The organism is Pseudidiomarina marina, assembly GCF_044807045.1.
Taxonomy (GTDB): domain Bacteria; phylum Pseudomonadota; class Gammaproteobacteria; order Enterobacterales; family Alteromonadaceae; genus Pseudidiomarina; species Pseudidiomarina marina.
Map to the genome: position 1 here is coordinate 509,190 of NZ_CP085233.1, position 19,705 is coordinate 528,894.

Consider the following 19,705-nt stretch of genomic DNA (forward strand, 5'->3'; position numbering starts at 1 on the left):
AGGTTATGATGAAAACTAACAAAATTACACAAGTGATTACCGCTTTAACCCTTTCTGGCATCGCATTGCCGGTATTGGCGCAAGCACAAGATGGCTGGTATCTCGGTGCGGGCGGCGGCTTAGCGCACACTCAAATTGATCGCTTCGAGATTATTACCGATTTAAATAATGCTGGTTATCAAGTGACTGATTTTCAGGAGGATGAACGTGATTTTGGTTACAAGCTCTTCCTCGGTTATCAGTTTACTAAGAACTTTTCGTTCGAAGGTAGTTACTTCGATCTTGGAGAGTTTAATTACCAAGCAACCACGGTACCCGTTGGAACGAAAATCGGTGAACTAGATTTTCGAGGCTGGAGTCTTGATCTAATCGGAATGCTACCAGTGACTGAGCGTTCGTCTTTATATGCTCGTATTGGTGCGCACAATAGTACGGCATCGGTTGATTTTGCGGGAACAGGTGCGGTTAATGTGCTTACGCCTAAGTATCGTAAAACCAGCATGGATCATAAGCTTGGTCTTGGCTATCAATACCAAATGACGGATCACTTTGCGATGCGCCTTGAAGTAGAGCGCTACAGTATGGATGATGCGGTAGGTAATCGGGGCGATATCGACTTCCTGTCATTAAGCTTTCTTTATCGTTTTGGTGCGCCAACTCATGCTGTAGCCGCGTCGCCTCGTCCGAGACCCGCAGCACCGCAAGCGATAGCGCCAACCGAACAGTATTGCAGTGCCTTAGACATTCACTTCGATATTGCAAATGATGATATCGAACGGGTTAATCGTGAGCATATGCAGGTTATTGCCACATTCCTTAATAAGTATCCTGAAACCAAAGCGGTTATTGAAGGGCACACGGATAATGTCGGTAATGACGCAGACAACATGCGCCTATCAGAGCAGCGCGCACAAGCTGCGGTAGATTACTTGGTTCGTGAACATAATATTGCACGCAGTCGATTAAGTGCGGTGGGCTATGGCGAATCACGTCCTATTGCAAGCAACACGACGGATGCCGGTATGCAGGCTAATCGCCGTATTCATGCGGTTATTGGTTGTGCAACCGATATTGAGGGGCTCCAGCCGTTACCAGCACGGATCACGTTGGCAATGGAACTCGAATTTGATACGAATGAATCAGCGATTCATCCGAAGTATCGCGATCAATTGGAAACGGTTGCACGATACTTGCAAACGAATCCGGAGTTAACCGCAACGTTAGAGGGGCATACAGATAACGCGAGTCCAGATAGAGCGCAACAAGTTTCTCGCGCACGAGCACAAAGTGTTGCCGACTATTTAGTAAGGGAGTTTGCGGTCGACCGTTCGCGTTTGCGCGTTGAAGGGTTTGGTGCGACACGTCGTGAGACTTATAATATCACGGCACTGGAACGTCAGAAAAATCGCCGAGTGAATATTATTATCGGTTACCCAGAGTAACATCAAGAAAAGTGCGTGTGTTCGGGCAAAGCGCCTGAATGCACGCTACTTTGTGTATTCGAAAACTCAACGATTTTACTCATGTGGTAAGTAATGAAGTAGTCGATGGCATTCTTGTTGCACTACCTCATAACATTCACAACTTAGCTTTTCCAGTTTCGCTCTATCAAGCACCGTAACAACACCTCGATGATATTCAATGACACCAATTTTTTGCAATTTGCCGGCCGCGAGCGAAACGCCTTCTCGCCGTACACCAAGCATATCGGCGATAAGCTCCTGTGTCATTGTAAGCACGTTCGACGGAATCCGATCGAGCGAAAGTAATATCCAACGGCAAAGTTGTTGCTCAATGGTGTGATGGCGATTGCATACGGCTGTTTGTGCCATTTGCGTCATTAAGGTTTGAGTATAGCGAAGCAGTAAATCATGAAGTTGGTTGTGGCGCTTGATTTCTTCCTTTAACAGACTTGCTGATAGTTGGTAAGCGCTTCCGGCACTTTGCACGACAGCACGGTTGGGCGTGCTGCCGCCGCCCATGAATAGTGGTAACCCGAGCATCCCCTCATTACCGACCACTGAAATTTCAGCTGAGTTACCATTAAATAGCACGTATACCAACGAGATAATCGAGTTGGTGGGGAAGTAAACATGCTTTTGTTCAGCGCCGGGTTCATATAAGCATTTACCGAGCGGAAGTGTAATTAATTCAAGACGAGGTTTGAGTCGCCCGATTACTTCAGCAGGTAATGAGCTGAGCAAGTAGTTCTGTTCCACAGATGGCAGAGGATATCGACCATCCGATTGTTTCGCTATACCTTCCAATAGAACCCCTTGCCTTATTTCTGTTTAAGCCAATAAGCAAGGATAGATGCTTAAAGCCAATATGTAAAAAATAGTGAAAAATCTATCTAGATTAGCTGTCAACCTAGTCTCAATATACACGCCGTAACTTTTACTTAATTCTGTTTTTTAGAATATAAAACGCGATATTTACCAATATATATTTCATATTATTGGACTAACATGAAGTGTATATAAATTAGTGAGACGCAAAGATATGTTTAAGAACACGGAATCACGTTATGGCTTGGTCAGCATTGCCATTCATTGGCTAAGTGCATTGATGGTTATTGGACTATTTGCGCTGGGCTACTGGATGTTGACGCTTGGCTATTACGACAGCTGGTATCGACTGGGTCCGTGGTGGCATAAGTCGTTTGGTATCACCTTGTTGGTGCTCACCGTCATCCGGTTGCTTTGGAAGTTCGTTAACGCAACGCCGAAACCATTGGGTACGCGCTTTGAACAAATTGGCGCACGGGTTGGGCACGGACTGATTTATGCCCTGTTATTGGTGACGATGATCAGTGGCTATTTGATCTCGACTGCTGATGGCCGAGGGATCTCGGTGTTTGACTGGTTTGAAATACCGGCTCTAATCACCAGTATTCCGCAGCAAGAGGATATTGCCGGCGCAGTACACTGGTATACCGCCTTAGCCTTGGTCATTCTTGCCGCAGGCCATGCGCTTGCCGCATTCAAGCATCACTTTGTAAATAAAGATTCAACTTTGACCCGTATGTTAGTCGCCAAACGTAACCAATCGAATAACGACTAACCAACAACGAATAACGTTTCATTTGAGGAGATTCATCATGAAAAAATTAGCACTTGCGACAGTAATTTCAGCATCATTATTCGGCGCCGCCCAAGCACACGCTGCTGACTATGTGATTGATACTAAGGATGCGCACGCATTCGTGCAGTTCAAAATTAGCCATTTAGGTTATAGCTGGTTGCTTGGCCGCTTTAACGATTTTGAAGGGACGTTCAGCTACGACGAAGCCAACCCAAGCGCAGCGAAAGTTGAAGTGACTATTGATGTTGCGAGCTTAGACAGTAACCATGCTGAGCGCGACAAGCACTTACGTAGCGGTGACTTCTTCAATGTCAGCGAGTATCCAGAAGCGAAGTTTGTTTCAACGAGCTATGCACCGAATGGCGATGGTACCGGCGTACTAAAAGGTAACTTCACTTTGCATGGCACAACCAAGGAAATCGCGATTGATGTGAAAGAGATTGGTGCGGGTGAAGATCCTTGGGGTGGCTTCCGCCGTGGATTTGAAGGCGCTGTTACCTTAACGCCTGCGGAGTTTGGTATGGACTACGATTTAGGTCCAGCAGCAGAAACGGTCGAAATTTTCTTATCAATTGAAGGTATTCGTCAGTAAGCGTGATTAGCCAAGAGGCTTGCGGTTAAATCCGCAAGCCTTCTCGGTAACACTTCAAAGCATTGGCGGTGTCGCCAAGCGCATCGTAGGTTTGTGCAAGGTCAAAAAGCACACGTTGTGACGGTGCTATATCTGCAGCTCGACGTAGTGCACGTTGTGCAAGAGCATAATCCTTTGTTTGCAACGCCATTTGACCGAAAGCTTGTAATAAGAACGGATCATCCGGCTTCTTCTTCAGACCATCCTGAACAATATCGCGAAGTTCCGGACCAGCAACCAGTAACTGTTTGTCGAGCAAATAGGCGATATCTAACTCACCACGTTTTAACGCCCGCGCCGCTACTTTATCTGCTGCCGCTGTTGCGCCAAATGTTTTCAAGGCATGTAAATAGGCACGGCGAATCGCTTTATTACGACGCTGATCGCGTGTTAGAGCTTGCCAATAATCTTGCAGCGCATTGGCACTGTTACGCCCCGCTTCCAGCATTAAATGGAAGTAGGTTTCTTCGACTAGCACCTCAAATTCGGTATCGCTAAATAATTGTTGTTGTTCAGCGGCGTTAAGAACGCCCGCAATATCACGATAGCGATGTTGATGGCGGAAACCGATGATGGCTTGGCGCAGCAGTTCGGGATGACGCGGGTAATCTTTCAACAGCGCGCGTAACTGCGTCAACCGAGAATCGATGCTCTCGGGGTTCTCGCGTAGCGCAAAAATCATTTCGGCCACGGCTAGTTCGGCCTTTTGGTCGGTGTGAGTTAGCCATTCGCGAGCTTGCTTCACATCGCCAATTTGCTGTGCAGAATAGGCGGCTAACAATGCATCATTGGGTTCTTTACGTAGTTGCCAAGCACGATTCGCCGCCCGCGAGCTACCGGCATAATCACCATGATTCAGGCTGACCAACGCATCGTGAAATGCCGCTTCGGCTTTTTGTTGACGACGATTGCCAAACCAACGTACACCCCATTTTGTGCCGCGAATCAAACGCCCAATAAATGCCAACACTGCGCGCATAATAATGACTGCAATCACCAATAGAATTAGCGCGGCGACCACACTCGTTTCAACCGTGTATGAACCCACAGAAATCAACACGTAGCCAGTATTGCCAGACCATAACGGACCAAGCAGTAATCCAGCAATGAATAAAACAATGACAACCAAGGCAGTTTTCATCGAGTTAGCCTCCTTGGTTGGTTTGTGAGATTTGATTCGCTAGGCGCTCAAGTTGAGTCGTAGCGCTCAACTCGGTCGGATATTCAGGTTGTAACTGAATCACTTGTAACGCCTTAAGCTCGTCAATAAACCGATTTAAGTCAGCTTCATTGACCTGCCCCTGCACGTCATTTAGTAAGGTTACCGCTTCATTTAGGCTGGCCTCATAGACCGCTTGTGAGCCGTTCATCGCGGCTTGTTGACCCAGTTGGAGCTGCAGTAATAATCGCTGTTGTAAGACATCGAAATAAGCATCTGCAATCATTGGTTCAACCGGCGTGTCGCGACGTTGGATGCGCACAAACTGTTGCAATAGCGTGTTAAAACTGCGCTTTAGATTGCTCAACCAAGTGTCTTCGGTTGGCGCGTCAGTATTCTCACCTGACATACCTAGTTGTTGATACCATTGACTACGAGCGACCTGATCACGCAGCGTACCAAGTTTTAAACTGACCGTTTCAATTTGGCTTTCAGGAAGTTGCTCAAGTTGCGCAATATCATTTGCAAGGGCCTGGCGTGCTTGCAAATGCGCTGGGTTATCTAGCGCAACAATATGTGACTGAGCTAATTGCAAGAACGCCAATGCAGCAGCTGAGTCATTTTCAATCCAAAGCTTGGTGGCGGCGCGCTCAGCTAAGTTGCGAGCTTCATAAATTCGCCAGTTAGATTCCTGCGAGATGTCTAGATTAGCCAGTTCAGCTTGCACCGACTGCACTGCCAATTGATAGTCATCAATGATTTGTTGCTGGCGACCTATCTGTGAATCCACGCGTTGTTCTAAATCTTCAATCGACAAGCGAACCGTTGCGTTTACTGCTTGCTCCAAGTTATCTAAACGCCCTTGCAGCTCCTCAATGGTTGCGGCTGAGGTATCTTGTTGTTGAGCCATTGAAGCAATCTGTTGCTGATGCAAAGGCCAAATGCGTGTGTATCCAAACCACATTGCAACAATAATGACGGCAGCAAGAAGCACCACGATTAGCCAAGCGATTAATGCTGAATTTCGCTTAGGATTCTTGGTAGCATCCTTCGGTATAGGTTTCGGCGCTGGTTTTGTCTTGTCCACTGCCGCATTTTCGGAACCTTTCTTGGCAGTGTCTTCAGTTGCTGCCGAAGTTGCTTTCACCGTTGGCGCTTCCGTTTTCTGTGGCGCAGTTTCGGTTGCAGACTGCTTTTCTGCAGGCGTCTTGGCTTGCTCATTCGTTGCAGACTTTTGCTTTTTCGACTCACTCATGGAGGTTCCTTATATGCTTACTGCTGTTCCAATAATTGTTGCCAGGCATCGGCAATTGCGAACGGCGTTGCACTATGCGCAACGGCAACCTTGCCATGCACTGCTGATGGCATCAATTGCTTTAATCGATCGCTCGCGACAATCCAATAACACTGTTCTAACCAGCTTAACGCTTGCTTTGGCAACGCCGCAAGAAAATAACCTAACTGCTCGGCGCTGGTAACGACGATACCGTTAATCCGCTGCTGCCATTGTTCAAATTCAGTCGCATCAAGAGATACCGGTGTACGTTGATACACTTCCAGATACGTCACTTCGGCGCCGCGTGCTCGCAGCGTGTCTGCAACGAGCTCACGACCGCCATGGCCGCGCACGAGTAACCAGCGCTGACCTTTTACCCGTTGCAACTCAGGCAGTTTCAGCAAGGCATCGCTGTTGTGCTGTCGCCACGGACAATTCACTGGGCGACCAACCACTTTTGCAATTGCCGCAGCACTGGTTGGCCCCACGGCATACCAGCGCGCTGAGGGCATCGCACACTCTGGCGCCCACGCCTGCGCTTGCTGGGCAAAATAGCGCGCAGCATTCACGCTGACCATCATGCCGGCATCCCACGGTTGCCGCAAAATGTCGCGCAAACTGTAGTTGGGATCGTCAAAGCTACTAATTTTCACCATACTTTTGCTGCTACAGGTTAACGCTATGCCAGCCCCGCTCGCTCGCTGCTGTAATAACTGAGCTAACTCGCGCGCTTGGTCATCTGGTCGTAACAGCAGCAAATGATGGCTCATGATTGCAACTCATTCTCCGCATACACATCGTTCAAAATTTTACCGGCGCCGCGCGCTAATAAATACTCGGCCAATTCAGTACCGAGCGCCTCGGCATGATCGCGATGGCCTTTTATTTCACCTTCAATAATTTCACTGCCGTCAGGGCGCCCCACCAAGCCACGCAAATGGAGGAGTTCACCGTGCAACTCAGCGTATGCCCCAATGGGTACTTGGCAACCACCTTGCAATCGGCGATTCATCGCGCGTTCAGCTAATACGCAGCTGCGTGTATCGGCGCAGGTAAGCGGTGCCAATAACGCTTTTGTGGCGTCGTCATCACTACGACACTCTATACCAAGCACACCTTGACCATTGGCAGGCAAACTTAGCTCAGCAGGAATGCGCTGTTTAATGCGGTCAGTCAGCTCTAGGCGTATCAACCCAGATGCCGCCAGAATAATAGCGTCGAACTGCCCTTCATCGAGTTTCCGTAAGCGCGTTTGCACGTTGCCGCGCAAATCGTGAACCACAAGATGAGGGAAGTTTGCCAAGATCTGGCACTTACGGCGCAAACTACAGGTGCCTACAATGGCGCCCTCGGGTAAATCGTCAAGTTGCGCATAATTATTTGAAACAAAGGCATCGCGCGGATCTTCACGCTCGCAAATACCAAACAACTCAAGGCCTTCAGGGAACTCAACAGGCAAGTCTTTCATTGAATGCACAGCTAAATCAGCTTGGCCTTCAAGCATGGCAACCTCAAGCTCTTTAACGAACAGCCCCTTCCCACCAATTTTTGCCAATGGCGTATCAAGAATCACGTCACCTCGCGTGCTCATCGGTAGCAGTTCTACCGTCAAATCGGGATGTAACTGCTCGAGGCGCGCTTTAATGTGTTCCGCTTGCCACATGGCGAGCAGGCTCTTGCGTGTGGCGATGCGTAAAGTTTTACTCATAATTCAGCTCTAAACTTAGTTTGAAGGTGGTGTTAGCAACAAGGTCGAGTCAGCTTGGCGACTTGCCGCTTCGCTAAGTAGCGCCCATAATTCGCTACCGGTGCGGTTATCAATCCATTGCCCGTCGCGATACTCAAAGTGATGACCATTAAACTTGGTTGCTACCCAGAGTTGATGCAGAGGAGGCTGCTTGTTGATGACCATTTTGGTGCCATTCGGGAATGTTAATTCAAGGATGTCGCCGCCTGACTCACAATCAATATCAACGCCGCAGGCTTCTACTGCTTCTTCAATAGCTAAAATAGTTGCTTCGGCTAATTCATGGTATTCGTGCTCTTGCATGTCAACTCCTGATAATGACATTTGTGCGTCTCAATGCGATGATAGACGCATCAACAAATTTAACCGTAATTATTAGGTACAGTTTACCGATGTTTAACTTGAAAGTAATGCGTCTGATCATTGTAGCAGGAACACTCGGTTTTATCGCCGCTTGTGGGCAAAAAGGGCCGTTAGAAATGCCGCCACCAGCTGAACAAAACCAACCGTCCAACCCTGCAGAAAATGGTGAGTAGGCATGAGTTTTAATTATCGTGATGGCGAGCTTTTTGCCGAACAATGCCGCGTGAGTGAACTTGCCGCTGAGCACGGTACGCCGTTATATGTCTATTCGCATCAGCGTATGGTAGAAAATTGGCGGCAATTCGCCGCGCATTGGCCGGCGCCGCACAAGCTTTGTTACGCCGTAAAAGCCAATAGTAATTTGGCCGTATTGAATGTGCTGGCAAAGCTTGGTGCTGGTTTTGATATCGTTTCTGGTGGTGAACTAGCCCGCGTTATTGCGGCTGGCGGTAAAGCAAGTGATGTCGTTTTTTCAGGCGTTGCCAAAAGCCGCAACGAAATGGCTTATGCGTTAGAGCAAGGCATCTATTGTTTCAATGTTGAATCGGCTGCTGAATTAGAGCGGCTGAATGACGTTGCCAAAGCGCACGGGGTTGTTGCTCCAGTGTCGTTACGCGTGAACCCCGATGTGGATGCCCAGACTCATCCATACATCTCAACGGGCCTGAAAAGCAATAAATTTGGGATTGCTATGGCGCAAGCGCCGGATGTTGCGCGCCGAGCTCAGGGGCTTTCGAATATTGCCATGCAAGGGTTAGATTGCCATATTGGCTCACAGATTCTCACGCCAGCGCCATTTTTAGATGCCGCAGATTTAATGCTCGAATTGATTGTAACGTTGCGTAACGAGGGCATCGCAATCTCCCACCTCGATATGGGGGGTGGTATGGGCATTCCTTACCAGCACGAGAATAAGCTTGATGTGAGTGCTTACTTACTTGAGCTGCAAAAGCGTGCTGAGCAAGTCGGTGACCTCACTTTAATGCTCGAGCCGGGCCGAGCCATTGTCGGCAATGCTGGCGTGTTAGTCACGCAGGTTGAATATCATAAACCGGGCGTTGAGAAAGACTTTTTATTGGTTGATGCGGGTATGAACGACCTTATGCGTCCGGCACTGTATCAGGCGTACCATGACATTATCCCGGTCACCCAGCATGAAGCTGGTACGTCTATTGTAGATGTGGTGGGACCGGTATGTGAAACCGGCGACTTTCTTGGTCATGCGCGTCACATAACCGCAAACGAGGGCGATTTGTTGGCGGTTATGAATGCTGGCGCCTATGGTTTTACTATGAGCTCGAATTACAATACGCGCCCACGTGCCGCAGAAGTCATGGTTGCTGGCAACAAGGCGCAAGTGATTCGAGCGCGCGAAAAGCTGAGTGATTTATGGAAAGGTGAGCAAATCATGGAGATGCCAGAATGAATTTTGCAAAAATGCATGGGCTCGGCAATGACTTCATGGTGATAGATGGCGTCACTCAGAATATTTATGTCAACCCAGAACAAATTCGGCATTGGGCCGATCGTCATCGTGGTGTTGGCTTTGATCAGCTGTTGTTGGTTGAACCACCCTATGACCCCGATCTGGATTTTCATTATCGTATTTTCAACGCCGATGGCTCGGAAGTATCCCAATGTGGAAATGGTGCGCGTTGTTTCGCGCTGTTTGTGAAACTTAAAGGCCTAAGCAATAAAAATCATCTGCGTGTGAGCACCAAAGCGGGCAAAATGGTTTTGCATCATGAGCGTGACGGGCGTATTACTGTTGAGATGGGGCAGCCGACATTTACCCCAGCCGAAGTACCGTTTAAAGCGAACAAAGAAGAGCTAACGTATATTTTGCGCGAACAAGATCAAACCATTTTGGCCGGCGTTATGGGCATTGGAAATCCGCATTGTGTGATTGAAGTGGATAATGTTGATACGGCTCCGGTTGAGTCGATGGGTAAAGCATTAGCAACGCATGAACGTTTCCCTGAAGGCGTGAATGTTGGTTTTATGCAGGTGGTTGATCGCAACCGAATTAAACTTCGCGTGTACGAACGCGGCGTTGGAGAAACGCAAGCTTGTGGGAGCGGTGCGTGTGCAGCCGCAGTGATTGGTATGCGCCAAGACAAGCTTGCCGATCAAGTGATTGTGGAATTACCCGGCGGTTATTTGACGATTCGTTGGCAACCAGGCCAACCGGTGCGCATGACCGGTTCTGCTGAGCATGTTTATGATGGATATATAAAACTATGACGACAGAAGTAAAAAAATTAGGTACCCCAGTTGTTGACGACACGCTCATTGCTCAATACCTAGAAGAGAACCCTGATTTTTTTGAGCGACATCCACAGTTGTTACAGCAACTAAGCTTGCGTCATCAGGAGCGCGGTGCCGTATCGTTGGTGGAACGCCAACAACAGGTATTGCGCCAGCGCATTATGCACTTGGAAGAAGAAATCACTGATTTAATGGTGACGGCACGCCGCAATGAAGAGTTATTTCAAACCTACAGTGAGCTCTATGTCACGCTGCTGGAGTGCGACGACTTACCAAGCATTATGGATGCATTGCAGCAAACTTTCTCTGAACGCCTCAATATGCCAGCCTTGCGTTTGAAGTTTTTCGATAGCCCCATTGAGCTTGATGAACAATTCACCTTTGCTGCCGATACGCACAAAATGCTACTGAGCAAACGTTTCCAGAATTCTCAGGTGTACTTAGGGCGTTTGACAGCAGATGAGAAAAAGCTGCTGTTCCCAGATGAACCCATTGCCTCGGTTGCGTTATTGCTTCTCGGCAATAAGGGCGAATTAGGGATGTTGGCGATTGGTAACCACGATGCCGGACATTTTGAGCCCGCAATGGATACTTTGCTCGTGCGTCAATTGCAAGCGTTGTTGAGTAAGTTGCTGCCACCTTTATTGCAGCATCAAGCCAACCATCATGACGCTGTCTGAATTACGCCAACGTTTTTTAGATCACCTAGCCGGCGAGCGCGGGCTCGCCGATCACACGCTCAATAGTTATGGTCGGATTCTCGCCGACGACATTGTGGAATTAGCGAGTCAGCGCATCGATAATCCACAGCAATTTAACCTTCCAGTATTTGAACGCTTGTTTGTCAGCTGGCGCCGGCGCGGTCTTGGCGATGCATCGCTGGCGCTGAGGTTAGCTGCTTGGCGAACATTTTGTCAGTATCTCATTCGCGAAAACTGGTTAACGGACAATCCCGCTGCACAGCTTAAAGCACCACGCAAAGCCAAGCGTTTACCGAAAAACCTTGATGTAGACAGCATTAGCCAGTTGCTGCAATTGCCGCAAGATGATCCGCTAGCGATTCGTGACGCCGCCATGATGGAGCTTTTATATGGCAGTGGACTGCGTTTAGCTGAGCTGGTGGCGCTTGATGTTGATGCGATTCAGACACGGCACCGAGAACTTCGAGTTTTAGGTAAAGGTAATAAAACACGCATTGTCCCTTATGGACGTTGCGCAGCAGAAGCGTTAGAGCGCTGGTTACCGCTTCGCGCACAGTGGCTAGGTGGCAATTTAACCGAGCTGGCGCTGTTTATTTCACAGCGGAACCAGCGTATTAATCCGCGCACTGTGCAGCAACGCTTGAATTATTGGGGACAACAGCAAGGGCTAAAAGGTACGTTGCATCCGCATAAACTACGCCACTCGTTTGCTTCGCATATGTTAGAATCAAGTGGTGATTTGCGCGCTGTGCAAGAATTGCTTGGCCATGCGAATTTAAGTACCACGCAAGTGTATACCCATCTCGATTTTCAACACTTGGCGAAGGTTTACGATGGCGCTCATCCGCGCGCTCGGAAGAAAAAAGAATAGGTTGATTGATGCAGTTTTATCGCCGCTTATATCCTGTCAAAGCTGTCAGCTTTGATCTCGATGATACCCTTTATAATAATGTGCCAGTGATGCAGCGAGCCGAGCAAGCTGTCCGTGATTTCCTTGCTCGCGAATTCCCGCAAACAGCAGCATGGCAAGCGTCTGATTGGTTACGGCATCGTCAACAACTAATGCACGCACAGCCCGATTTAGCGAGCAATATGACGCAATTGCGCCGTACCGCTCTGGCTGACGGGTTGCGTCAGTTTGCCATTGCTGAGAACGAAATTAGTGGCGGTGTCGACGCCGCTTTTGCACACTTCATGGCACATCGCAATGCGGTTGAAATTTCGGCAGATGTTCACGCCGCATTGGCGCAACTTGCTGAATATTACCCTTTATTTGCGTTAAGCAATGGTAATGTCAGCGTTGATGCCATTGGTCTTGGTGATTATTTCACTGGAGTCTTTCAGCCGTCAGACGAACTTCGCGGTAAACCTTTTGCGGATATGTTTTTGGCGGCACAGCAGCAACTTCCAGAAGTGGCACCATCGCAATGGTTACACGTCGGTGATAGTCCAAATGCTGATGTATTAGGCGCCCATCGTGTCGGTTGGCAGAGTGCCTGGTTCACCGGTGGTTTAGGTAAACACGATCACTTACAAGTATTGCCGACATTGGCGTACAACAATTTGCAGCAACTCACCGAGCAGTTACTTAAATCGCATAAGTAACTGGTTGCATATACAGTATTCTGTGACTACACTGCCCTTTTTATTTGTTGGTAATTATTCATGCAACATCACCCATTACTCGCACAACTGAACGACAAACAACGTGAAGCCGTTGGCGCCGCCGAGCGTCACATGTTGGTCCTTGCCGGCGCTGGCAGTGGTAAAACACGGGTGTTGGTGCATCGTATTGCTTGGCTCATTCAAGAAAAAGGCATTTCACCACATAGCATTATGGCGGTGACTTTTACTAACAAAGCGGCGGCGGAAATGCGTGGGCGTATTGAGCAGCTGTTAGGTAGTTCAGTGCGCACGATGTGGATTGGTACCTTTCATGGGCTCGCCCATCGCCTACTTCGTGCGCATTATATGGATGTCGGGTTACCGCAGAATTTTCAAATTCTCGATAGTGACGATCAACAGCGCTTGGTCAAACGCGTCATGCGTAGCTTGAATTTAGATGAAAAACGTTGGCCGCCGAAGCAAGCACAATGGTTTATCAACGGCAAAAAAGATGAAGGTTTGCGGCCCCATCATCTCGATGGGTATGACTTCAATGAGCGCACCTTAAAAGAGATATATGAGGCCTATCAAGTCGCTTGTGACCGCGCAGGGCTGGTCGATTTCGCTGAATTGTTGCTACGCGCGCACGAGCTCATTCGTGATAACAAACATGTCCGTGAGCATTATCAGCGTCGCTTCCGCCATATTTTGGTGGACGAGTTCCAAGATACCAATGCCATTCAATATGGCTGGATCAAACTGCTTTCGGGAGTCGGCCAAGGGCATGATGACACGAACTATGTCACCATCGTGGGTGACGATGATCAATCGATTTACGGCTGGCGCGGCGCTCGCGTAGAGAATATTCAGCAATTTTTACGCGACTTCCCGAATGTTTTAACTATTCGATTGGAGCAAAACTATCGCTCCACCAATAATATTCTGACGGCTGCTAACGAGGTGATCGCCAATAACCAAGGGCGTCTCGGTAAAGAGTTATGGACTGATGGCAGCGCTGGTGAGCCAATTGATTTGTACGCTGCCTTCAACGAAATGGACGAGGCGCGTTATATTGCCGGGCGCATCGAGCAATGGTATGAGCAGGGTAATGCGCTGCAAGATGTCGCCATTTTATACCGCAGTAACGCGCAATCGCGCGTACTGGAAGACGCCTTGCTGCATGCCCGAATTCCTTATCGTATTTATGGCGGGTTACGCTTCTTTGACCGTATGGAAGTCAAAGATGCGCTGGCTTATATGCGCTTAGTGGCGAGCCGTAATGATGACGCCGCGTTTGAGCGCGTGATCAATACGCCAACGCGGGGTATTGGTGACCGAACGCTTGGCATTATTCGTGAGGGTTCGCGAGAGCGCGGATTACCGATGTGGGAAGCGGCGAAGCAATTGGTGCAAGAAAAAATTCTGAGTGGTCGAGCGGGCAATGCGGTGCAAGCCTTCCTCGATTTAATTGATGGCCTCGAGGATGAAACCAGCGATTATCCGTTGGGCCGTCAAGTCGATACAGCGATCAAAAAAAGTGGTTTGATGGCGATGTTTCAGGCTGAAAAGGGCGAGAAAGCAGAAACTCGCGTTGAGAACTTAAAAGAGCTCGTGAACGCCTGCGACAACTTCAACACGCTCGACAGTGTGATTGAAGATGAGATGACGCCACTCAATGCCTTCTTGGCGCATGCAGCGTTGGAATCGGGCGAAGAACAAGCTGATGAGCATCAAGATGCCGTGCAGTTAATGACGTTGCACAGTGCGAAAGGTCTCGAGTTTCCACTCGTGTTTATGAGCGGCGTTGAAGAGGGTTTATTTCCGTCGCAGCAATCGATTGGTGAGAGTGGTCGGCTCGAAGAAGAGCGTCGCCTGTGCTACGTGGGTATGACGCGCGCCATGCAAAAACTGGTGATTAGTTACGCCGAATCACGGCGCATTTACGGCCAAGAAAAGCATAGTACGGTGAGTCGCTTTGTGGGTGAGATTCCACCGGAAATGATTCATCACGTGCGCTTGCAGTCGCGTACCACACATCAATCCCATGCACTTGGTCGGTTTCACAGTGGTGCTAGCCACGAAGCATTTGAGCAAACCGGATATAGTCTCGGTCAGCGCGTACGTCATACCAAGTTTGGCGAAGGTACGGTGCTGAACTACGAGGGCACGGGCCCACAAAGTCGTATTCAAGTGAACTTCGACGAGGTGGGCAGCAAATGGTTAGTTGTTGGTTACGCGCGTTTAGAGCGCTGTTGATGCACGAGCGTATCAATGCTGTAAAGCGCTAACGCCACCCAAATAATGGCGAACGTCACCAGCTTATCTGCAGCGAGTGGTTCGCCATACACCCACACGGCCAGAACGAACATCATACTGGGGCCAATGTACTGAAAGAAACCCAAGGTTGAATAGCGAATGCGTTGCGCGGCGGCGGTGAAACATAATAATGGCGCCGTCGTCACAACACCTGCAGCAATAAGTAGCGTGTTAATCTGCCATGTATTCTGGGTCATATCAGCCGCATTAGAGCTGGCAAAGAACACTAAATATATCAGTACCGCAGGCGTCAATATTAATGTTTCGAGCCACAGGCCGGTAATTGAGTCTATCGGTAGACGTTTACGAATAGCGCCATAAATTGCGAAGCTGCATGCGAGCGCTAGTGCCACCCATGGCACCGAACCGAAAGAAATAACCTGAATCAACACGCCGGTAACAGCAAACGCAATGGCAACCAACTGCATTTTACGCATCCGCTCAGCAAAAAACGCCATACCAATCGCCACGTTTAACAGTGGGTTGATGTAATAACCTAAGCTGGCATCGAGTATATGATCGTTGTTAATCGCCCAAATGAACAAGAACCAATTACCGCCGAGTAAACAGGTTGCCAAGGCTAAGCGTGCCATTTGTTGTTTATTTTGCAGCACAGGCTTTAAGCGATTGCCGCGGCGAAGCACCATTATCAGGATAAATACAAGAATGAAGGACCAGAGAATGCGGTGGCTTAGAATCTCCAAAGCCGGTACTTCTTGCAGCCATTTAAAATAAATCGGCGCAACACCCCACATAGTGTAAGCAGCAATAGCAAAGAATACACCTTGGCGGCTGCGGGCGGCATCATCAGTCATCTTGAGCATCTCACGTTGAATTGTACGAAAAACCAGCACTCGCCGACAGAATATCACGGATTTTCATGATCGTCGGTGGAGCTTCGCAAGCGGGATGCATACAATAGAGCTAATACGAGCTTGCCGTCAATTGGAGACGCTATTTTGTCTGAATCTGCGCTGTCACAACTTCTTGCCGATGTATTTGGCTATACCGCGTTTCGCGAAGGCCAACTGCAGGTGATCGAAGCCGTGCAGCAACAGCGCGATGCCCTAGTGTTGATGCCAACAGGTGGTGGCAAGTCACTTTGTTATCAGTTGCCTGCATTAAATTCGGACGGCTTAACGGTGGTGATTTCGCCGCTGATTAGTCTTATGCAAGACCAAGTGGAAGCCTTACAAACCATGGGTGTTCCCGCAGCAGCGCTCAACAATGGACTCACGCCAGAGCAAAGCAGCCAGATCATGCAACAGCTCAATAGTAATCAAATACGGTTACTTTATGTGAGTCCAGAGCGTGCCATGCAAGGTTTTTTCATTCGTTTACTGCAACAATGGCCGGTGACTTTGGTTGCGATTGATGAGGCGCACTGTATTTCTCAATGGGGCCACGATTTCCGTCCTGAATATGGCCAGCTCGGCCAACTTCGTGAATCGTTGCCCAATGTGCCGTTTATGGCGTTAACGGCAACCGCCGATGCCGCAACGGAAGCCGATATTATTAGTCGGCTGCATTTACACGATCCGGTAGTGTATAAAGGATCGTTTGACCGTCCCAATATCCGCTACGTGGTTGAAGAAAAATACAAACCCTATAAGCAGGTCACCGACTACATTAAGAAACAGCGTGGCGCTTCAGGAATCGTTTATTGTGGTAGTCGCAAGAAGGTTGAAGAGCTTGCCGAAAAGCTGCAGCGAGAAGGTTTAAGAGCCGCCGGTTACCATGCCGGCATGGAACATGACCAACGTGAGACCGTACTGCGTGGCTTTGTTCGCGATGATATTGATGTGGTGGTGGCAACTGTGGCGTTTGGGATGGGTATCAACAAGCCGAATGTGCGCTTTGTGGTGCATTTCGACGTGCCGCGTAGTGTTGAAGGTTATTATCAAGAAACTGGCCGTGCCGGCCGTGATGGTTTGCCAGCTGAAGCGGTGCTGCTCTATGATCCGTCCGATGCTGCATGGATAAAATCGATTATTCACGATCACCCAGATGAAGAACGTCGTCGTATTGAGCTGCATAAGTTTACTGCCATGCAGGCAATGAGTGAGGCGCAAACTTGTCGGCGTTTAGTCTTACTCAACTACTTCAATGAATACCGCGATAAGCCCTGTGGAAACTGCGATATCTGTCTCGATCCACCGCGCCAATACGATGGTACGGTTGACGCGCAAAAAGTGCTGTCTTGTGTTTATCGTGTTGGCCAGCGCTTTGGCGTGAATCACGTGATTGATGTGTTGCGTGGTAGTAAATCGCAGCGGCTTATTGAATTAGGGCACGACAAGCTATCAACGTATGGCATTGGCGCTGAACAAAGCCACGAATACTGGCTAGGCGTAGTGCGCCAGCTCATTCATCGTGGTCTGGTGATTCAAAATGTGCAGCAGTATGGCGTGCTGCAACTGACCGATGCAGCGCGGCCGGTACTGCGCGGTGAAGTCGCCTTACAGCTTGCCGAACCGCGCATCAATTTAGTGGTGAGCAAGCCGCGAGTGGCTGACCGCGGTGATTACGATAAGGTGCTGTTCCGGCGTTTACGTGCGCTACGCAAAGCCATTGCCGACGCTGAAGAGGTGCCACCGTTTGTGGTATTCAACGACACCAGCTTAGTGGAAATGGCGGTGAGTTACCCAACTGATGAAACGGCCATGTTGGCTATTACCGGTGTCGGTCAGAAAAAGTTAGAACGCTACGGCCAAGAGTTTATCGCGGCAATTACTGCCTACCTCGATGCCGACGATGAACCTATTAGCAGTTTTTAAACCGCTGGCGCGAAGTAAAAGCGCCATAACTCCATCACCACTGGCACAATAGATAGCACCAGAATAATCGCCATGGTGATATTGAACAGACGCTGCATGATTGGGTTCGTTAACACCTTGCGTAGTAACGAACCAAAGACTAACCACACACCAACGCATGGAAACGCCATTAACAAGAAAGCTAAGGTAATAGCTAGTACTTCCAGGAATGGCGTACCTTGTACCGTCGTGAACGCAGCCACCGCACCTGACGCCATCACCCAAGCCTTTGCATTCACCCATTGAAACAGTGCTGCCTGCCAAAACGTGAACGGTTTTTTCTCGCCCCTTTTAATTGCTTGCGGCTCTGCGGTACCGATATGCCATGCTAACCACAACAAATACAGCACGCCGAGTACCTTGATCAATTGATGCAAATTCGGGAAACGATCAAAAATCACCCCAAAGCCTAACCCGACCAGCAGCACCATCAGTGGGAAGCCTAAACAAATACCCAAAAAGTGCGGCATGCTCGCCTTAACGCCGTAGTTCATGCCTGATGACATAATCATGACGTTGTTTGGTCCAGGTGTTATGGTGGTCGAGAAAGCAAAAAATAAAACAGCAATAAAGATCTCAAACATCAGAAATCCTATAAAAAGATATTAGCTATTGGATATTTGATATTAGCAAAAGCAGTGAGCCGCATGCGATCAAATCTTCATTAAATTCGACTAAGCTGTTTAGTAGTTACTAATATCTAATATCCAATAGCTAATATCGAAGTGGAGGTTATTATGTTGGCAATGACATTAGCACTCATGCTCAGTGGCGCTCCGGCCGAGCCGGCGAATGCCACGCTTGAAATTACCGAATGGCAAGTGCCATGGGAAAACTCGCGACCGCGCGACCCTTATGTTGCCGGTGATGATGAAGTTTGGTTTGTTGGGCAACGCTCTGATTATGCAGCCGTGTTGAACCCAAAAACCGGTGAAATGAAACGGGTTGATTTGCCCGATGGCGCCGGGCCGCACAATATTATTGTGGATGACCGCGGTGCTTGGTATGCCGGCAACAAAGGTGCACATATAGGGAAAATCGATCGGGAAACCTTTGAAATTACGCAGTATCCGCTTCCTGGGAAAGGCCGCCGTGACGTTCATACCATGGAGTTTGATATGAATGGCGACATTTGGTTTAGCGCACAAGGCGCGAATCAGATTGGCCATATGGATGCGAAAACGAACAATATTACCTTGTGGGATGTGCCAACCAAGAATGCACGCCCTTATGGTCTTGTGGTGTTTCAAGGTAAGCCGTGGGCTACCTTGTTTGGTACGAATAAGCTCGTGACACTGGACGATGACAATGACGTGAAAGAAATCCAATTGCCTCGTGACAACAATCGGCCACGTCGGCTGGGCGTCGATGCACAAGGTCATTTCTGGTACGTCGATTATGCGGGTGGCTATTTAGGACGCTGGAATCCGGCCACGGATGAAATTAAGGAATGGCCAATGCCTGCGGGCACGCAGTCGATGCCGTATGCCATGGCAGTCGATCATCGCGGTTACGTATGGGCTGCGGAAACGGGTGTTCAACCCAACCGAATTGTTGGCTTTGATTCGGTAAGTGAAACCTTCACTGAACCGTTTGAAGTTGAAAGTGGCGGCGGCACAATTCGCCATATGGTGTTTGATCCAGAAAGCCGCGCACTATGGTTCGGCACCGATACAAATACAATAGGCCGTGCCACTATCCGTCATTATTGAGTCGGAAAACCAGATAAAAGGACACGG

At 48.9% G+C, this 19,705-nt stretch carries 20 protein-coding genes; 12 read left to right on the plus strand and 8 right to left on the minus strand.

The annotated features are described in order from the left end of the window. Positions 1–5: 5 nt before the first annotated feature. Complete coding sequence (locus LG272_RS02480; RefSeq protein WP_404409422.1) at positions 6–1,442, plus strand: OmpA family protein; 1,437 nt, start codon at positions 6–8, stop codon at positions 1,440–1,442. Positions 1,443–1,517: 75 nt separating this feature from the next. Here the strand turns inward: LG272_RS02480 and LG272_RS02485 are convergent, their stop codons facing one another. Next, complete coding sequence (locus LG272_RS02485) at positions 1,518–2,267, minus strand: Crp/Fnr family transcriptional regulator (RefSeq protein WP_404409424.1); 750 nt, start codon at positions 2,265–2,267, stop codon at positions 1,518–1,520. A gap of 235 nt (positions 2,268–2,502) precedes the next feature. Between LG272_RS02485 and LG272_RS02490 the strand changes: the two genes are divergently transcribed. After that, on the plus strand, positions 2,503–3,063 hold the full coding sequence (locus tag LG272_RS02490; protein ID WP_404409426.1) for a cytochrome b: 561 nt from the start codon (positions 2,503–2,505) through the stop codon (positions 3,061–3,063). A gap of 37 nt (positions 3,064–3,100) precedes the next feature. Beyond that, the gene (locus tag LG272_RS02495; RefSeq protein WP_126759936.1) at positions 3,101–3,676 is read left to right on the plus strand and encodes a YceI family protein; all 576 of its coding nucleotides are present in this window, start codon (positions 3,101–3,103) and stop codon (positions 3,674–3,676) included. A 25-nt stretch (positions 3,677–3,701) separates the two neighbouring features. Here the strand turns inward: LG272_RS02495 and LG272_RS02500 are convergent, their stop codons facing one another. Genes LG272_RS02500 through cyaY form a run of 5 tightly spaced genes read right to left on the minus strand, consistent with a single transcriptional unit; the run spans position 3,702 to position 8,200 of the window. Continuing rightward, positions 3,702–4,856: a heme biosynthesis HemY N-terminal domain-containing protein gene (locus tag LG272_RS02500; protein ID WP_404409429.1), complete on the minus strand. Its 1,155-nt coding sequence runs from the start codon at positions 4,854–4,856 to the stop codon at positions 3,702–3,704. Positions 4,857–4,860: 4 nt separating this feature from the next. Further along, the gene (locus LG272_RS02505) at positions 4,861–6,129 is read right to left on the minus strand and encodes a uroporphyrinogen-III C-methyltransferase (RefSeq protein ID WP_404409431.1); all 1,269 of its coding nucleotides are present in this window, start codon (positions 6,127–6,129) and stop codon (positions 4,861–4,863) included. Between the two features lie 17 nt (positions 6,130–6,146). Beyond that, the gene (locus LG272_RS02510; RefSeq protein WP_126759939.1) at positions 6,147–6,920 is read right to left on the minus strand and encodes a uroporphyrinogen-III synthase; all 774 of its coding nucleotides are present in this window, start codon (positions 6,918–6,920) and stop codon (positions 6,147–6,149) included. Further along, a complete protein-coding gene (hemC, locus tag LG272_RS02515) occupies positions 6,917–7,858 on the minus strand; it encodes a hydroxymethylbilane synthase (protein ID WP_126759940.1) in 942 nt (313 codons plus the stop codon). The genes LG272_RS02510 and hemC overlap by 4 nt, the downstream gene beginning before the upstream one ends. A 15-nt stretch (positions 7,859–7,873) precedes the next feature. Continuing rightward, positions 7,874–8,200 (minus strand): iron donor protein CyaY, encoded by a 327-nt coding sequence (cyaY, locus tag LG272_RS02520; protein ID WP_404409434.1) that lies wholly within the window; start codon positions 8,198–8,200, stop codon positions 7,874–7,876. A gap of 89 nt (positions 8,201–8,289) precedes the next feature. On the opposite strand from cyaY, the gene LG272_RS02525 reads away from it, so the two are divergent. Genes LG272_RS02525 through uvrD form a run of 7 tightly spaced genes read left to right on the plus strand, consistent with a single transcriptional unit; the run spans position 8,290 to position 15,090 of the window. Then, positions 8,290–8,433: a lipoprotein gene (locus tag LG272_RS02525; protein ID WP_157980822.1), complete on the plus strand. Its 144-nt coding sequence runs from the start codon at positions 8,290–8,292 to the stop codon at positions 8,431–8,433. Positions 8,434–8,435: 2 nt separating this feature from the next. Next, a complete protein-coding gene (gene lysA / locus LG272_RS02530) occupies positions 8,436–9,686 on the plus strand; it encodes a diaminopimelate decarboxylase (protein ID WP_126759943.1) in 1,251 nt (416 codons plus the stop codon). After that, positions 9,683–10,504, plus strand: coding sequence for a diaminopimelate epimerase (gene dapF / locus LG272_RS02535; RefSeq protein WP_404409437.1), 822 nt, complete (start codon positions 9,683–9,685; stop codon positions 10,502–10,504). Before lysA ends, dapF begins: the two co-directional genes overlap by 4 nt. Beyond that, positions 10,501–11,208 (plus strand): DUF484 family protein, encoded by a 708-nt coding sequence (locus LG272_RS02540; RefSeq protein WP_126759945.1) that lies wholly within the window; start codon positions 10,501–10,503, stop codon positions 11,206–11,208. Before dapF ends, LG272_RS02540 begins: the two co-directional genes overlap by 4 nt. Beyond that, positions 11,195–12,100, plus strand: coding sequence for a tyrosine recombinase XerC (locus LG272_RS02545; protein WP_404409439.1), 906 nt, complete (start codon positions 11,195–11,197; stop codon positions 12,098–12,100). The genes LG272_RS02540 and LG272_RS02545 overlap by 14 nt, the downstream gene beginning before the upstream one ends. 8 nt (positions 12,101–12,108) lie before the next feature. Beyond that, a complete protein-coding gene (locus LG272_RS02550) occupies positions 12,109–12,834 on the plus strand; it encodes an HAD-IA family hydrolase (RefSeq protein ID WP_404409441.1) in 726 nt (241 codons plus the stop codon). 60 nt (positions 12,835–12,894) lie between these two features. After that, positions 12,895–15,090 carry a DNA helicase II gene (gene uvrD / locus LG272_RS02555; RefSeq protein ID WP_404409443.1) on the plus strand — a complete coding sequence of 732 codons (2,196 nt, stop codon included), beginning with the start codon at positions 12,895–12,897 and terminating at the stop codon, positions 15,088–15,090. Here uvrD and rarD read toward each other — a convergent pair. Continuing rightward, positions 15,066–15,965, minus strand: a complete 900-nt coding sequence (gene rarD / locus LG272_RS02560; RefSeq protein WP_404409445.1) for an EamA family transporter RarD — start codon at positions 15,963–15,965, stop codon at positions 15,066–15,068. The genes uvrD and rarD overlap by 25 nt on opposite strands. 144 nt (positions 15,966–16,109) lie before the next feature. Between rarD and recQ the strand changes: the two genes are divergently transcribed. Then, the gene (gene recQ, locus LG272_RS02565; RefSeq protein WP_404409447.1) at positions 16,110–17,927 is read left to right on the plus strand and encodes a DNA helicase RecQ; all 1,818 of its coding nucleotides are present in this window, start codon (positions 16,110–16,112) and stop codon (positions 17,925–17,927) included. Here the strand turns inward: recQ and LG272_RS02570 are convergent. Next, entirely contained in the window at positions 17,924–18,550 is a 627-nt protein-coding gene (locus tag LG272_RS02570; protein ID WP_126759950.1) for a LysE family translocator, read from the minus strand. The two genes, recQ and LG272_RS02570, sit on opposite strands and share 4 nt — an antisense overlap. Positions 18,551–18,703: 153 nt before the next feature. Here LG272_RS02570 and LG272_RS02575 point away from each other — a divergent pair, with 153 nt between their 5' ends. Next, complete coding sequence (locus tag LG272_RS02575; RefSeq protein ID WP_404409449.1) at positions 18,704–19,678, plus strand: lyase; 975 nt, start codon at positions 18,704–18,706, stop codon at positions 19,676–19,678. Positions 19,679–19,705 lie beyond the last annotated feature (27 nt).

Bases quoted from the DNA above. Each gene is read 5' to 3' on its own strand.
- LG272_RS02480 (WP_404409422.1), top strand. From the start codon at position 6: ATGATGAAAACTAACAAAATTACACAAGTGATTACCGCTTTAACCCTT.
- LG272_RS02490 (WP_404409426.1), top strand. From the start codon at position 2,503: ATGTTTAAGAACACGGAATCACGTTATGGCTTGGTCAGCATTGCCATT.
- LG272_RS02495 (WP_126759936.1), top strand. From the start codon at position 3,101: ATGAAAAAATTAGCACTTGCGACAGTAATTTCAGCATCATTATTCGGC.
- LG272_RS02500 (WP_404409429.1), bottom strand. From the start codon at position 4,856: ATGAAAACTGCCTTGGTTGTCATTGTTTTATTCATTGCTGGATTACTG.
- LG272_RS02505 (WP_404409431.1), bottom strand. From the start codon at position 6,129: ATGAGTGAGTCGAAAAAGCAAAAGTCTGCAACGAATGAGCAAGCCAAG.
- LG272_RS02510 (WP_126759939.1), bottom strand. From the start codon at position 6,920: ATGAGCCATCATTTGCTGCTGTTACGACCAGATGACCAAGCGCGCGAG.
- hemC (WP_126759940.1), bottom strand. From the start codon at position 7,858: ATGAGTAAAACTTTACGCATCGCCACACGCAAGAGCCTGCTCGCCATG.
- cyaY (WP_404409434.1), bottom strand. From the start codon at position 8,200: ATGCAAGAGCACGAATACCATGAATTAGCCGAAGCAACTATTTTAGCT.
- LG272_RS02525 (WP_157980822.1), top strand. From the start codon at position 8,290: ATGTTTAACTTGAAAGTAATGCGTCTGATCATTGTAGCAGGAACACTC.
- lysA (WP_126759943.1), top strand. From the start codon at position 8,436: ATGAGTTTTAATTATCGTGATGGCGAGCTTTTTGCCGAACAATGCCGC.
- dapF (WP_404409437.1), top strand. From the start codon at position 9,683: ATGAATTTTGCAAAAATGCATGGGCTCGGCAATGACTTCATGGTGATA.
- LG272_RS02540 (WP_126759945.1), top strand. From the start codon at position 10,501: ATGACGACAGAAGTAAAAAAATTAGGTACCCCAGTTGTTGACGACACG.
- LG272_RS02545 (WP_404409439.1), top strand. From the start codon at position 11,195: ATGACGCTGTCTGAATTACGCCAACGTTTTTTAGATCACCTAGCCGGC.
- LG272_RS02550 (WP_404409441.1), top strand. From the start codon at position 12,109: ATGCAGTTTTATCGCCGCTTATATCCTGTCAAAGCTGTCAGCTTTGAT.
- uvrD (WP_404409443.1), top strand. From the start codon at position 12,895: ATGCAACATCACCCATTACTCGCACAACTGAACGACAAACAACGTGAA.
- rarD (WP_404409445.1), bottom strand. From the start codon at position 15,965: ATGACTGATGATGCCGCCCGCAGCCGCCAAGGTGTATTCTTTGCTATT.
- LG272_RS02570 (WP_126759950.1), bottom strand. From the start codon at position 18,550: ATGTTTGAGATCTTTATTGCTGTTTTATTTTTTGCTTTCTCGACCACC.
- LG272_RS02575 (WP_404409449.1), top strand. From the start codon at position 18,704: ATGTTGGCAATGACATTAGCACTCATGCTCAGTGGCGCTCCGGCCGAG.